Source organism: Novosphingobium sp. (genome assembly GCF_032093395.1).
In the GTDB taxonomy this organism is placed as follows: Bacteria; Pseudomonadota; Alphaproteobacteria; order Sphingomonadales; family Sphingomonadaceae; genus Novosphingobium.
Genome location: NZ_DAMDBA010000063.1, coordinates 13,847 through 28,276, shown reverse-complemented (window position 1 = coordinate 28,276; position 14,430 = coordinate 13,847). Strand labels below are relative to the sequence as shown.

The window sequence follows — 14,430 nt, the reverse complement described above, 5'->3', positions numbered from 1 at the left end:
TGGCCAGCTTCACAGCCGGGCCGGACGAGAACGGGCTGCAGTACGCCGCGCGCCCTGACGGTCGGCAAGATGTCCGACACGTCGGGAGCCTTGCGCGCATAGCGCATGTTGGATTTGCTGACGGCAAGGTTGCCGAGCGCGATAAATTCGAGTTTCATGGTAGCACTCCATATGTGAGTGCCGGTCCGTCCTTCAGGTGGAATGGTCGGGCGGACCGGCTTAAATCGGCGGGAGACGCCCGCCAGCGTTTTCTCCCTCAGCGGGGCGAAAGCCTGATGGCGGACGGGTCCTCGCGCGTGAGGCGGTCCAGCAGTAGAGCGGCATCGGGGATCGATCCCGCAAGGCGCGATGCCTCGGCCCAGACCGACAGGCGGTGCCGGGTGGAAAAGCCGAGATCGCACTCGATGGTAAGCCCCATGGGCAAGCGGATAGCCTCGATTTCGCGAAGCGAGCAGATGCCGAGTTCCGGGCACCCGAAACCAAGATCAGCCAGCCCGAACAGGGTGTCGCCGTCGGCATAGAGTTCGGTAATCAGCCAGACCGCCCGGCCCATCGGGTTGAACAGTCGCACCAGCGGGAGCGGATCGAACTTCGGATTGGCCATGCAATGCTCGAAGTTGGCACTGAGCATGGCGCGCGTCGCGCGGCGAATGAGGGGGGTCATGCCTTGGCCCTCCCCTCATTCGCAGGCGGGCCAGCGCTGTCCAATTCCTCGGCGAAGGGAATCCGCCCCTTGTCGGGAAGCGATGCCTCATAGCGGGTAAGGAGCCATTCCGCCGCCTTGCTCGCCATGCTGGCCGCGCGGAAGATGGCGCGGTTGTCCTCGCGCAGCACCTCGAGCCACACCCCTATGTAGTCAGCATGGCGAACAGTCGGCACGATCCCGAGCGAAGCGCACAGGAAAGCCGACCCCATCTCGGCAACCATTTCCTCGCGGGCATAGTCCTTGGAACCGAAGGCACCCGTCAGATTACGGTTGAGACGCGAACTATGGCCGACTCCGTGGGTCAGCTCGTGCAGCGCGGTCCGGTAGAAGTTCACCTGATCGTGGAAGGCCTGCTGCGGCGGCACTTGGATGAAGTCCTGACCGGGCGAATAGAATGCTTTCGTGCCGCCGATGCGAAATTCGATCCCGCTTGCGGCAATGACGGCTTCTGCCACGGGCACGATTTCGCGTTCTGGCAGGGCAACCGGCGAGCCAAGGAAATCATCCGGCAGGCCTTCGCACTGTGCGACATTGAAGACTGTGAAGCGCTTCAGGAAGGCGATCGACCGGGCATCCCCGCCGCATTTCCGCGCCCGCTCCTTTTCCGCTTCGGGGGTGAAACGGTCGGCGTAGACCACTTGCGTGCCATGCTCGCCCTTGCGGACATTGCCGCCAGCGGCCAGCGCCTGCTTGAAGGTCAGCCAGCCTTGCGAGGCCCAGCCGCCCGCGATCACCGATCCCCAAAGGATGAGCACATTGATTCCGGAATAGGCCCGGCGAGTCAGGGCATTGACCGGGAGTCCTGCGACGGGTGAACCACCCGCTGCGACCTCGCTGCTCCAAGGCTGTACCCATGGCACCCGGCCTGCTTCCAGTTCGGCAATGATCCGGGCCGTGACCTCGTCGTAGAGCGAGGCCCGGTTTGATGCACCGCCATTCCCATTCTGATCCGATTGCGTCCTCGCGCATTGCGGGACCTTGCGATTGCTGCGCATGTCTCACCTCCTGCACTGCCCAAAAACCCACCATGGGCCTCCCCCGAAAAAGGCGGGGGGTGGGCGGCCCGGACGACCGACAGGGCCCGCGGCAAGCGGCGCCTGCACCCGCAGCCGGGCCCCCGATCCTCCAGGGATCGGGGTGGCAAGGGCCGGAACGCGAGTGGAGGAGCCGCGACGAAGGAGCGGCTTGCAGGGGACGATGGCGGGTCCAGACGGTTGTCGAGCCCGCACCCCGACTTTCATCGGGAGAGGCTCACCATGGACGCCGCGCGCAGGCGAAGCCTGCGTGCGTCCGCATCGAGGCGGAGCATGCTCCGCCGACCCCAGTTCCTCCTTGAGCGCCAGCGATCGCCACCGAAGGCCGAGACCCTCAAGCTTGCGAGGGGCTCGGTGCGCTATGCGCTGAAGCGAGGGCGATCAGCCCTTCAGCGCATAGGCATAGAGCGCGGTCACGCCGCCGGCGTGAGGCGCCCCGGCAGTGCTTTGCCGTGCTTGCCTGGTTTGGGAACATAGCATTGCGCTGAAGGTGGGTCCGTCCCGTCCACCGATAATGGAACACATATGGAACAAGGTGCGCCCTCTTGCATGCTGCCACCGCCCGCGACATGAACCTAGATCGAAAAATCAGGGGGTTACATGAGCGACACGTGCGGAAATTGCGGGGCGGAAATCACCAGTGGCGGCATAATCAAAGGGCCCAACCGTCGATACGGTCCTAAACAGGTCGGCATTCTCAACTTCGTGGCCGGTACGCACTACGCAGATATGTGCGAGAAGTGCGGCAAGTCGGAGTATGAAACTGCAATCCTGAATCTGAAGGCCGAGCGACAGCAATGCCAGGATTTCATGACGGCAAACGTCGTCGACTTTCCGATGATGACGATCTCGCAGGTGCCACCTGGCGCCGACTGCAAGGTAAAATCGATGGTCACTGCTAACGTCACGGTCGGCACGGGATTGTTCAGCGAGCTCAGCCAGGGCTTTTCCGACATGTTCGGCGCAACCAATACCGCCACCGGCATGGCCTTCAAGGTCAACAGCGGCGAAGCCACAGCCCGCTCGATCCTCGTTACCAAGGCAATCGCCATGGGCGCAAACTGCATCATCGGGGTCGACATCGACTACGGCACGACCGCCAACAACGCAGCGACCGTCAACATGCAGGGGACGGCTGTCCGGATCGGCAACCTCGATGACGTTCTCGACGAGGACGTGATGGAAAGGTTCGGCAAGTTCGAGGCATCGCTGGCCCGTGCCCAGGAAATCTCGCGCTGGCTGGCCGGCGATTTCGAAGACGACTAACTCGGCTCGGCCGGCACACATGGCGCGCGGCGGCTGACCATCGCGCAACCCTCGGTAAGCACCGCTGCGGAAATCGGCAGCGCCATCAAAGGGGACGGGCCCTCATGCGGCCTTTTTCCCCCAATAGCGAGCGATATTTCCCCGCTGCCATCGCCCGCGCTTCGCGGACGAGGCGGCGGATCCGCGATTTCAAGGAGTTCGAACCGAAGTCGGCGTCCTGCACAGCGCGCTCGGCCCCGTAGAAAGCCTCGACGATCTGAGCGGCGCTTGCGCCGTCGCTCAGTGCATCGTGCACTCTGAGGGCATCGACGAAGCGTTCCATTCTCGGATCGGGCGGAAACAGCGACATCACAAATCGCCTGTGGGTACACAGCGCCAGCAATTGGCGAAGCGGCAGGATCCGTGAACGCAGAGCGCTGACGCCTGACAACCTGTAGTGCAGGACGACCGGGCCGCCCCGCAGCGACCCGCTTGTTACATCGAGCCTTATCCGGCACCGCCCTTCTGCAAGAACGGCGTGCTCGCACCCGTCTGCCCCAGTCACAGAATCCAGCCAGGAGCGAAACCAGAACGGGTCGATGGCATCCGGATCGCCCCGGGGCGCGGCAAATGCCTCGACCTGCAATGTGCTGCAATCGAGTTCGGCACTCCAGATAAGCTTAGCCCCGCAGGCGCCGACTGCGGGGTCTTCGGCGAAAGTGAAGCCCCCATTTTCGGGTCACCTCCCCGTCAGTTCCTCCTCGCGTTGCTTCGCTCGCGCACGCATACCAAGCCGCATAGGCAGGATCGCGGCGCAGCCACTCCCACATGAGGGCAGCACGGTCGAGCTTGGCCAAGCTGCAATATGGCGAGGAATCGCGCCAATCCGCCCCCCTATCCCGGTCAGGCGTCATGAGACTCTGACAGCCGGAACCCGCGAATGTGACAACCATGTGACGCAAATCACATTGTCTCCGATGCGCGTTTTGATAGGTTCCTTAGCAGGTAGAAACGCGGATCGCGGAGGGAATGAGGACCCGAAGCGGTCTCGCCCCAAAGCAGAAAGGACGGCTCGACGCGTCCTGGCGGCTTGAGACGCCGCGGCGAGCCGTGTCGGCCTATGGGCGTGAACACTGCGTATCGAAAATTCAAGGAGGTCGTCAAGGCAACCGAAAATCTTGAGGAGCTCAACTTGGTCCTCGACAAGATTACCCGGGCAGTCGGGTGCGACTACTACGCAATCGGCCACCATATCGATTGGGGAAGCGGCAAGCCGCAGGCGTTCCGGCTTCTCAACTATCCGGAAGCCTGGATCGAGTTTTACGACCGCAACGGCTTTTTCGGCAAGGACTTCGTCCACCGGGCTTCGCAGCGCACGCAGAACCCTTTCCTCTGGCGCGAAGCTGCAGAATTCGTGGAATACAGCACTAACGACGAACGCTTCCTCGACCTTGCGAGGCGGCACGGCGTCTATGATGGGTTTACGGTGCCCTCCAACGTTCCGGGCGAATTCCATGGATCGTGCACCTTCGCCACGGTTCCCGGGCGGCCGCTCGACGAAGACGGCCTGGTTCTCGCCCGGCTGATAGCGCCCGAAGTCTTCGCGGCCGCACGCCGGCTGGTCGGCCTTGCAGACGTCATGGAGTGCATCAACTCCCCGCTGCTGACCGAGCGCCAGCGCGAGTGCCTGATCTGGATGATGGCCGGCAAGACCGACCTCGAAACCGGAATCATCCTTGGCATCAGCCATCAGACGGTTCGGCGGCATCTCAACGACGCGGGCAGGAGACTGGGGGCGCTGAACAGACCATTGCTGGCTTTCCTCGCTTGTCGGAGCGGAGTGATCAGTTACCCCGAGGTGCCCTGCGGCGCCTATACACGGAACCGTGCATAGCGCCGGGGTATATCTCGAGACCACACTCGCGAACCATTTCAAAGGAGGTTCGCGGTGATCCATTGCCTTTCCAACCTTTCGAGCCGTTCGTCCCGGACGAGCGAGCACACGGTCCTTCGAAACATGTTCGAGGCGCGCAAACGCGTCTTCATCGATCTTCTGCGCTGGGACATGCCGGCCCTCGCAGGTCGGTTCGAGCTCGACCAGTTCGACAACGAAGCGGCGATGTACGTGGTGCTTTCCGACGAGAATGGCGCCCATCGCGCATCGGCCCGGCTCCTGCCGACGACCAAACCACATATTCTCGGCACCATGTTCCCTGCCCTATGTGACGAAGCCATTCCGCAGGGGCCCACGACGATGGAGATCTCACGATTTTGCCTTGAGCGCCGATCGATGGCAACCGAGAGGCGCGAGGCTAGAAACGAGCTCGTGCACGCGCTCGTCGCCTTCGCGCTCGCCCATGGCATCGAACGCTACACCGGGGTCGCCGAACTACCCTGGCTACGCCAGGTCCTGACGTTCGGTTGGCACTGCCGCCCCCTTGGCGTTCCCAAGGTCATGTACGGCAAGTTACACGGGGCCATGCTTATCGAAATCGACGAGGACACCCCGACGTTGCTCGAGCGTGCCGGAATTTGCGCGCCTGCACCTAAGCGCAGCGAAGATGCGGAAACGTGCCATGTTCACTGAGCCGATGCCTCGTGAGGCGGTACGGATTTGCGAAGAGCTTACGACGACCGGTTATTGCGTCGTGCCTGGCGCCGTGCCGGCGGGCGCGACCGCGTCAATCGACCGCTCCCTCTTCGCCCACTTCGCATCTGCGCCGTTCGAGAGCAGCGACCCCGAATTGAGCCGGATCAAGAGGATCTGGCGCCTGCTGATCCGAGCACCGGCGACCGAGCAGCTCGTCAGACATGGCCTAATCCTCAACGTGGTCGAGAATATTCTGATCCGTGGAGCGCGCACGGTACAGTTGAGCCTTGCGGAAGGCATTGCCAGGCATCCTGGAGAACGGGCCGAAATTCCGTTTCGCGAACAGCTCATGTGGAGGGGCTGCGACAACAAATTCGAGTATTGCGTCAACGTCCTCTGGCCGCTGACGCCGAGCCGCGCGGAAAACGGCGCGATGCGTATCTGGCCCGGCAGTCACGGCAGCGATGACCTCGAGCCCGCCATACAATCGAATGGAATCAGCGTCGAGTTGGAGCCCGGCGACGCGCTGCTTTACCTCGGTTCCACACTTCACAGCGCCGGCGCCAACGGCTCCGAAGCCATCAGCCGGTCCATAACGATCGGCTATTGTCTTGACTGGCTGAAACCAACTGAGAGTCCTTGGCTTGCCTATCCGCCGGAGCTGGCTCGCAGTTTCTCGCCTGAACTTGCAGCACTGCTAGGCTACCGGCGACAGCTTACCTCGCTCGGCGGTTTCGAAGGGCAATGCCCATCCGTCCTGCTCGATCCACAGAACGCGGCCGAGTTCGCTCTCAATGATCCGCCATGCTTCGACAGATGTACCGGCATTCCTGCCGGCCGAAAGCTACTGTCGTGAACGCCGGCACCACGGCCGAACGGGTTTACGACAGTCTCAAAGGCTCCCTCGCGACCGGCTCCTTCGCACCCGGTGCGAGACTGGAGCCTGCACGGCTCGCGCTGGAACTGAGCAGTAGCGCTACGCCGATCCGCGATGCCTTGAACCGGTTGGCAGGAGAGCGCCTGATCGAAACGCGGGCCAGCGACGGCTTCCACGTCCCTGCGCTTAACGAGATCGGTCTGCGCGATCTTTATCGCTGGAACGAGGTATTGGCGCGAACTGCCCTGCGCCTGAGCCACAGATCGGAGCCGCCAAACGGGCACCATGTTGCACCGATCGACGCCGCCGACCTGTTTGCATCCATCGCGGCATCCTCGGGTAGCGGCGAGATAGTCAGCCAAGTTGCATCAGCGAACGCGCGACTTGCCTATGTGCGCCAAGTCGAATCGAACATACTGGATGGCGCGGCCGACGAGATTGGAGGCATCGCCACTGCGTTTCGGCAACGCTCCATATCAACCAGAATGCTCATCCAACAATACCACAAGGCGAGACTGGCGATTGTACCGAAGATAATAAACACTATTTTTCAGAAAGCCCGTTAAGACAGATAATATTCTTCCTATATTTCAAATATACGTTTCCAATATTCGATACAGGATCATAAAATCCTCGTTGCCGCAATGTCGCGGTGATTAACGAGGAAGTTGTCATGGAACGGAATGACGATGTGATCGAGCTGGGCACCGCCAGCATCGAAACCCAGGGCCTCGGCGGCCAGAACCCCGACGTGGGTATTGGCCAGGAGGTCTCTGGCCTCTCCGACGACTGAGCATGAGGGATGCGCGATTTCGTCGCGCATCCCTTTCGTCTTTCTCCCGATCTCGGAAAAATCGCCATGGCCTATGTACTGCGAGGCGGCCTCTCCTGCTGCGCCGTCGAAGACAGGTTTGTTTTCCTCGATCTGCAATCGGATCGCTACTTCTGCCTCTCTTCCGCAATCGAAAGCGAATTTCGCAAGCTGGTAGAAGCACCTCCCGTCGACGGAGTGGCGCTGGAGCGACTGCTGCCCAGAAGCTTGCTTATTTCGCACGACTGGCAGCACGGCATTTGGCAATGCGACGCCCCTGCGGCTACCGGCGAAACACATGGGGAGCCGGAGAATATCACGGCGCTCGACGGCCTGACCGCTGCCGCATTGATCCTGAGATGCAGAGCGCACCTGAAAGTGCGCGGTCTTGCAAAGGCGATCCAGCACCTGATCGATCGGAAGGCGGCCACCGGCAACGATGCGCCGATGTCGCCTGCGGGACCGGATGTTGACGGGACACTCGCCCGGGTCACGGGCTCCTTCCAGATGGCCTCCAGGTTCATCGGTACCCATAAACTCTGCCTCCCCTGGTCGCTTGCAATCGCGCATCGTTTGATTTCGCATCGGATCAGCCCGCTTTTGGTCCTGGGCGTCCGGCTCACACCGTTTGCTGCGCATGCCTGGGTTCAGGTGGACAGCACACTCATCGGCGAGCGGCGCGAGAGGACGGACATGTTCACACCGATCCTGGTCGTATGACGAACCATAGATTTATCGCTGGTGTTGCCCTTGCCGAACCGGACCGCGCCCGGTTGCTGGCAGCAGCGCAAAACCATAACCTCAAGGTCATACTGGACAGACCCGATGTTGTTGCCGCCTGCGACAACGTGGCTGCCACAATCGGCCTCGGCCAGGACGGCGTCATTATCGGCCCGCTCTACCAGTCCGGCACGCGCGAAGCACTGACCTCGATCGTTGAAAATGCCCGAAGTGCCATCGTCAAATCGGCGGGGATCCGTTTGTTCGAAGCATTTTGGGGCAGTTATATCGGCATCGTGAGAAGCGGGGCCGGCACGAGCCTGGTGCGCGCGCCATTTGGCAGCTTGCCGGGCCTGTTTCAGCGGATGGGTTCCGGCCTCATCGCAGGCTCAGACATCGATCTTATCCGCGCAGCAAGCGGTACAGCTTTCAGCCTCGATTTCGAAGCAATCGGGCGGCAGCTGGTTCTGGGTGACGTTCGCCTTGCGGCCACATCGCTCCGCGGGATCGAGGAACTCCGGGGCGGATCGCGCTTGCTTGTGGAGCCGTCCGGGATCCGCCTTGAGGACATCTGGTCGCCGTGGGCCTTTGCCGATGAAAGACGGCGTATCGACGATCTTGAAGATGCCGCTCGCCGGCTTCGCCAGGAATGCATCGCCGCGGTCGCCGCAAGGACATCGACCCTACGCCATCCGGTCCTGATGCTCTCCGGGGGCCTGGACTCGTCCATTCTGGCAGCGAGCCTCGCGGCCCATGACCGTATGTTTTCATGCCTCAACATGGCGACCAGGGATCATGCCGGCGATGAAACGAGCTACGCGCGGCGGGTGGCGACGCATGTCGGCCGCCCCCTGCACGAGCGTGCCATGGCGGTCACGAAATACGATTTCGCGCGAATAGGCGCCGTTCGAACACCGCGGCCTGTAGCGAGAGGCTACCAACAACTAGTGTTCGAAGCCGCAGCCCGCGTGGCAGATGAACTGGGCTGCGATGGGATCATCGACGGGGGCGGCGGCGACAATGTATTCTGCTCCTTGCGCTCCGTGTCGTTGGCCGCGGACTGTCTCCTCGATCCGGACGGCACACACCATTTTCGCAGGGTGTGCGGCGAACTCGGCCAACTCGCCGGCGCGTCGAGTTGGCGGGTGGCCTGGAAGGCGCGGTGGCGCTCATGGCAGAGAGCCCGCCCGTACAGGTTGCAGGAGGATCGCCGCCTGCTCTCGCCGGATGTGCAGGCACCGGCGCAGAACGGTGCCGTACACCCTTGGCTGGAGCCGGCCGAATCGGGTCTGCCTGGCCGAGGCGCGCACATAGCCATGCTTATCGCCGCGCAAGGATACGTCGAGGACGGTCCGCATGGGACCAAGCTCAACTGCACGGCACCGCTCGTCAGCCAACCTCTGGTCGAACATTGCCTTGCCATTCCGAGCTGGCGCTGGATCGCGCGGGGCAATAACCGGGCTGCAGCGCGCAATGCCTTCGAAACTTGCCTACCGCCTGAAATTGCCTGGCGGCGCGGGAAAGGTAATCCCGAGAGCTTCCTATTCTCACTCCTCGAGCGGAACCGGGAAGCCATGACCTCGCATCTGATGGACGGCGTACTGGCGAGTGCGGGCGTGATCGACACGGCAGCACTCGCCAGGGCGCTCAGGGACACAGAGCGCCTCAAGGGAACCATTTACGGCAGGATACTGCAGCTGGTTGATACGGAGTCATGGGCGCGGGGGATCATGGCGGGCTAGCGGTCAGCGCCTTGTCCGGCAGTGCGCGGAGCCTGTCCCAGCGAGCATATTGCTCTTGTTTCGCCGGTTCCGCATCGCGTTTACCCTGCAGCCAGAATGCGAACCAGTCGATGCTTCGCTGATAGGTCGCGAGCCGGTGCGCCGGCTGCCACTTGTTGTGATATTCGTCGGGATAGACGAACATCTCGGCCGGCTTGCCTGCTTCCCGGAGCGCTCCAAACGCAGGGAGAGCCAGCAAGCTCTCGCGGTCGGCAAGTTGCATGAGGATCGGTGTATCGATCTTGCGGGCGTTCACCGAGAGCGAAACCGGTCGCCAGTACTCGCGATTATTGTCGACCGACGGTGGCAATCCGATCTTGATGTTGTGCTCGCCCCATGCGAAGCCGCCGAGCACCAGCGAACTCAGCATGTCGTCGCAGCACGTACTCATGGCGGCGGCCGCAAAGCGATGCGAATTGACGAGCGCGAATTCAATTGTCGAAGCCCCGTCGCTGAGACCGGTGATGCCGATGCGCTCGGGATCGACGAACCCTGTCGCGATGGCCTTGTCGATACCGCGATCCAGCGAGGCAAAAATGCTTCGCCGCTCGGCCCAGCCCTTGAATTGGACTGCCAGGGCCTCGTCCCAGCCGGTCACATCCGGCGCAACAGATGACACGGTCGGCGGACGGTTGAAGCTCAGGACGGCGAAGCCCTTCCCGGCGAGCGGAAAGATCGGGTAATCATCGCCAGTGCCTCCGCGCAGGAAACCCAGGCTGTGGTACTGCGTGATGACCAGAGGCAGGCGCGCCTTCCCATCATAGCCGGGAGGAAGCACAAGGTCGCCCCAGGCAGGAAGCTCCCGATCGTTGGTCCAGCGCAGCCTCAGGACCTTGCCCAGCTTGAACTCCGCGAATTCGGGATTGGGATCGAACACGGTGCGGCTCCTCCCCGAGGTGAGGTCGATTGCAACCACGCGCCTCGGCGTGATGGCATTTTCCCGCCCGCACACCAGTTCGTCGCCGGCCGGCAGGCACCCTGTGAGAGCATCCGGAGTGCGGGAAATCAACGCCACGCGATTGTTCGCCGGCGACCAGCGATAGAGCCCCCATTCCTCCCTGTTCCATCCCTGCCGGCGCAGGAACAAGACAGAAGTCCCGGCACGATCCCACCAGACCTGAACGATCCCGCTGGCGCATGCGGCCAGCAAGCACACCTGCTTCTCCCTGCCGGGAAGCTTGGCCCAAAGCCTCTGCCCACTCTCCGGATGAGCGCCCAGAGGCTCCTTCCACGCCGCAGCACCCTCCCCGGAACGAACTTCCAGTTCATGGAGGCTTCCGGTTGGAGACGCAGGCGTGACCCGTAACCGCTCATCATCGGTCGCTATCCTGGTTACACCGGATGATAGCTCGACAGTGGAGGCCTCCAAAGGAACATCCCGGGCCCAGGACGTGGGGGACCAAGCCTCATTAGGCAGAACGCTCGAGTCGTAGAGCCAACCACTGCGGCCGGAGGCCTCTGTCCGGCGTCTAGACTCGAGCTCTCCTGGCCTGGCGAGGTAAGTTATGTGCGACCCGTCGGGCGACCAGGAGAAATCTTCGACATCGATCTCGGAATGGGTGACAGCGCGCCCCTCGCTACCATCCAGTCGTACCAGGTAGATTTGCACGACCCCGCCGACCTTTTTGCGATAGGCAATGCTCTTGCCGTCAGGCGACCAGGCCGGCGTTATCAGCTGCGGAACGCCGGAGGTGATGAAAAGACCGCGGTAGACGCCTCTCGACAATGGCGGCGCGCCGCCAATATCCAGAACGCGCGCCGCTGCCTTCCCCTCGGCGCCTTTGCCATCAAGCGGCACAACCACGAGCGCGCTGCAGAGCGTGTTTTCGGTGGGCTCGCCGCGCCTCAGAACGAAAGCAAGGAGACGGCCGTCCGGCGATACGGCGAAGGGCGAGGCCTTGCCGGGCACGACCTCGGAAAAGCCGATATCCCGAAGGCGAACAAGATCTCCCGATGCCATGTCGCGATGCCCTTGCGCCGCAGGCGGACTCGCCCTTGGCAAAATGTCGTCACAGGCAGCAAGGGCAGGTTGAGCGGCGAGGATCGCGAACGAAACCGCAATCCCGCTTGCTGTCCCCCTTACCATTTCTTGGTCACCGACAGACTGACCACACGGCCGAACGGCGAGTAGTTCGTGCTGTCATAGGGCGTGTCGGTATAGTTGTTCGTCGCGATCGTATCCGGCTGGTCATTGAAGAGGTTCTGCAGCGAAAAGATCACGTCGGTGCCGGCGAGCAAACCGCGCTCGTTGTCCGCCCGGTATCGGATCGTGAAATCGACCGGCAGCATGCTCGAAACTTTCACCGGGGTACCGGTTCGTTCGTCCTGCACGGAGCCGATGTAATTGACAGCAGCGGTCAGCGTGATGCCGCCCTTTGCCCAGCCAAGCTCACCCCGCCCCCGGAAATGGGGCGGATTGAAAAGCGCCCCGGCAAGCTGCGTGAACGCCTGCCCCGGCTGCAGCTGCTGCTCGCCATGCAGGTAACTGCCATTGATCGCCGCACTGAGGCGTCCCTCGGCGAGGTCGAAGCTGTAGCGGCCGACGACATCGATCCCATAGATCTTCTGCCGGCCCGCGTTGATATTGGAGTTGTCGATGAGGGCCACGACATCGGCGGGATCGTAGACGCCGCTCGAAAGGTTGGTGAAGGCCACCATGCGATCAATAACCGAAACCTGCGCCGCCTGATCGGGGTTGAGCGTAACGTAGTTTGCATAAGCCGGGTTGGTCAGCGCCTGCCGGGGATAGGCCATGGGCGTCACGATCCGGTCGCGGTAACGAATATTGAAGTAGCTGACCTCCAGCTCCGCCCCGTCCAGCGCCGCCGGGTGCAGTGCCAGCGTTGCCGACCAATTGGTCGAACGCTCCGGCTTGAGGTCCGGATTGCCGCCCACGACATACATGACGGTGCCCGACGTGCCGCCGAACGTGGCCGCATTATAGAGATAGCCGGGCATCGGCATGTACTGCTCATAGAAGGTCGGCGCGCGGAAAGACTTGCCCCAGCTTGCCTTGAGCGTGAGGTCGGAACTGGGCGCGTAGATGAGACCCAGCTTGGGCGTGGTGACGGAGCCGACTTGGGAATAGTGTTCGTAACGCGCCGCCAGGCTCAGATTGAGGCTCCTGCCGAGACCGGATTTCTGATCGGGAGCGATGACCGGGATGCTGACCTCCCCGAAGGCGTAGTAGCTGTCCCTCGATCGATCGACGTATTCCGAAAGGCCGCGAAACGTTTGACGGCGAAATCTGTCCTGGCGAAAGCCGCCGCCGAGCGCGATCTTCATTGGTCCCGCCGGAAGATCGACCAGTCTGCCGTTGCCGCTCAGTTCGATGTTGCCCGTCACGTTGCGGTAAGTGCCATAGCCCGCATTGGTAGCAGCCGTACCGTAGGTGAAGGTTCCTTCGTAATAGACCCGGTTCCACCCGTAGCTGCCAGCCAGCGTCACTTCCCAATCCGCCGGCAAATCAAGCTTGAGCGAAGGGGCGACTGCCCAGGACTCTGTTTTCTGGAACAAATCATACCGGCTCGCGGAAAGATCGCCGGCAAAGTTGAGCGGCATCGTCTGCTCACGCCGCCGTTTGTTGTAGATGCCGTCAATGTCGAGTGTCAGCCCGGGCGCCAAATCCTGCCTTGCCGTGACTGCAGCATTGTGGTGGCGCATGGCCGGATAAACCTCGAGCCCCGGCGACCGATTTTCGAGATAGGAGCGCTGGCTCGACCAGATCCCGGAATTACTGCCATATTCGGCAGAAACCATCGCGCTGCCGCTTGACCAGACCTGCCCGAATGTCGCGCCGTACTGCTGCTGGAAATTCCCCCCGTCGGTCGAACTGCCGACGCGTGCCGTGGTCTCGAGCCCGTCGAAATTCCGCCGCAGGATAATGTTGGCCACGCCTGCCACTGCATCCGAGCCGAACAGCGCCGAGGATCCATCCGGCACCACGTCCATTCGCTCGATCGCCCCAAACGGTATGGCCGACACATCAACGCTCTGGATCGCCGCATCAAAACTCAGGCGACGACCATTGAGCAGCGTGAGCGTGGCATCACTGCCGAGCCCTCGCAGGTTGATTGAGGCCCCTCCCCCCATATCGACGCTCTTCCCGCCGGTCACATTCGCGCCGACCCCTGGATTCTGGCCGCCGGAAAAGTTCTGCGGAATGGCGCGGATCACGTCGGCCGCGCTCGACTGGCCGGCATTGCGCATTTCTTCGCGCCCGTAAGTCAGCTGGACGGAGGCGACCGGCGCCCCGCGAATTCGCGACCCGGTCACGACGATGCCGCCCTCTTCACCATCGCTTTCCGCACGCTTGCCGACGACCACGCCGCCGGCAGACCGGCTGGATTTCAGCCCGGTTCCGGCAAGAACAGAAGCGATCGCTTCCTCGAAAGTCAGCTTGCCATCGACAGCCGGTGCCATCAGATCCCTGACCGAAGCGTCGTCAACGCTCACGTTGCGGCCGAATAGCCGCCCGATATCGCGCAGAGATGCCGGTAATGGCTGCGCGGGAAGCCGAACCTGGATCCTCGTATCGGCCTTCGCTGAAGCCGGCACACAGGTCATCGTCGCGGCGGCAGCGATGCTGCAGCACGCCAGTAAATGGTAACGCACTTTTGAACCTCCGTCCCCGAGGATCTGCGCTCAGCAGAACCCTTCAGGAACC

14 protein-coding genes are annotated in these 14,430 nt (G+C 62.3%); 8 read left to right on the top strand and 6 right to left on the bottom strand.

Features of this window, described 5'->3' with window-relative positions; translation table 11 throughout:
* Positions 1-256 precede the first annotated feature (256 nt).
* Positions 257-664: a DUF2958 domain-containing protein gene (locus RT424_RS18090; protein WP_313441046.1), complete on the bottom strand. Its 408-nt coding sequence runs from the start codon at positions 662-664 to the stop codon at positions 257-259.
* The gene (locus RT424_RS18085; protein WP_313441044.1) at positions 661-1,701 is read right to left on the bottom strand and encodes an ArdC family protein; all 1,041 of its coding nucleotides are present in this window, start codon (positions 1,699-1,701) and stop codon (positions 661-663) included. The genes RT424_RS18090 and RT424_RS18085 overlap by 4 nt, the downstream gene beginning before the upstream one ends.
* A 639-nt stretch (positions 1,702-2,340) precedes the next feature.
* Between RT424_RS18085 and RT424_RS18080 the strand changes: the two genes are divergently transcribed.
* Entirely contained in the window at positions 2,341-3,006 is a 666-nt protein-coding gene (locus RT424_RS18080; RefSeq protein ID WP_313441042.1) for a heavy metal-binding domain-containing protein, read from the top strand.
* 85 nt (positions 3,007-3,091) lie between these two features.
* On the opposite strand, the gene RT424_RS18075 is transcribed toward RT424_RS18080, so the two are convergent.
* Together RT424_RS18075 and RT424_RS24565 are read right to left on the bottom strand one after the other, a co-directional pair.
* Positions 3,092-3,550: a DNA -binding domain-containing protein gene (locus tag RT424_RS18075; RefSeq protein WP_313441050.1), complete on the bottom strand. Its 459-nt coding sequence runs from the start codon at positions 3,548-3,550 to the stop codon at positions 3,092-3,094.
* 115 nt (positions 3,551-3,665) lie between these two features.
* The gene (locus tag RT424_RS24565) at positions 3,666-3,899 is read right to left on the bottom strand and encodes a transcriptional regulator domain-containing protein (protein ID WP_409521533.1); all 234 of its coding nucleotides are present in this window, start codon (positions 3,897-3,899) and stop codon (positions 3,666-3,668) included.
* A 206-nt stretch (positions 3,900-4,105) separates the two neighbouring features.
* Between RT424_RS24565 and RT424_RS18070 the strand changes: the two genes are divergently transcribed.
* From RT424_RS18070 to RT424_RS18040, 7 genes are all read left to right on the top strand, one after another.
* Entirely contained in the window at positions 4,106-4,879 is a 774-nt protein-coding gene (locus RT424_RS18070; RefSeq protein WP_313441040.1) for a LuxR family transcriptional regulator, read from the top strand.
* 54 nt (positions 4,880-4,933) lie between these two features.
* Positions 4,934-5,572 (top strand): acyl-homoserine-lactone synthase, encoded by a 639-nt coding sequence (locus RT424_RS18065; RefSeq protein WP_313441038.1) that lies wholly within the window; start codon positions 4,934-4,936, stop codon positions 5,570-5,572.
* Positions 5,562-6,431: a phytanoyl-CoA dioxygenase family protein gene (locus RT424_RS18060; protein ID WP_313441036.1), complete on the top strand. Its 870-nt coding sequence runs from the start codon at positions 5,562-5,564 to the stop codon at positions 6,429-6,431. Before RT424_RS18065 ends, RT424_RS18060 begins: the two co-directional genes overlap by 11 nt.
* Positions 6,428-7,018 (top strand): GntR family transcriptional regulator, encoded by a 591-nt coding sequence (locus tag RT424_RS18055; RefSeq protein ID WP_313441034.1) that lies wholly within the window; start codon positions 6,428-6,430, stop codon positions 7,016-7,018. The genes RT424_RS18060 and RT424_RS18055 overlap by 4 nt, the downstream gene beginning before the upstream one ends.
* Positions 7,019-7,125: 107 nt before the next feature.
* On the top strand, positions 7,126-7,245 hold the full coding sequence (locus tag RT424_RS18050; RefSeq protein WP_313441032.1) for a benenodin family lasso peptide: 120 nt from the start codon (positions 7,126-7,128) through the stop codon (positions 7,243-7,245).
* A 9-nt stretch (positions 7,246-7,254) separates the two neighbouring features.
* A complete protein-coding gene (locus tag RT424_RS18045; RefSeq protein WP_313441030.1) occupies positions 7,255-7,983 on the top strand; it encodes a lasso peptide biosynthesis B2 protein in 729 nt (242 codons plus the stop codon).
* 53 nt (positions 7,984-8,036) lie between these two features.
* Positions 8,037-9,725, top strand: a complete 1,689-nt coding sequence (locus RT424_RS18040) for an asparagine synthase-related protein (protein ID WP_313441028.1) — start codon at positions 8,037-8,039, stop codon at positions 9,723-9,725.
* Here the strand turns inward: RT424_RS18040 and RT424_RS18035 are convergent.
* The gene (locus tag RT424_RS18035; protein WP_313441026.1) at positions 9,712-11,724 is read right to left on the bottom strand and encodes an Atxe2 family lasso peptide isopeptidase; all 2,013 of its coding nucleotides are present in this window, start codon (positions 11,722-11,724) and stop codon (positions 9,712-9,714) included. The two genes, RT424_RS18040 and RT424_RS18035, sit on opposite strands and share 14 nt — an antisense overlap.
* 119 nt (positions 11,725-11,843) lie before the next feature.
* A complete protein-coding gene (locus RT424_RS18030; protein WP_313441024.1) occupies positions 11,844-14,378 on the bottom strand; it encodes a TonB-dependent receptor in 2,535 nt (844 codons plus the stop codon).
* Between the last annotated feature and the right edge of the window lie 52 nt (positions 14,379-14,430).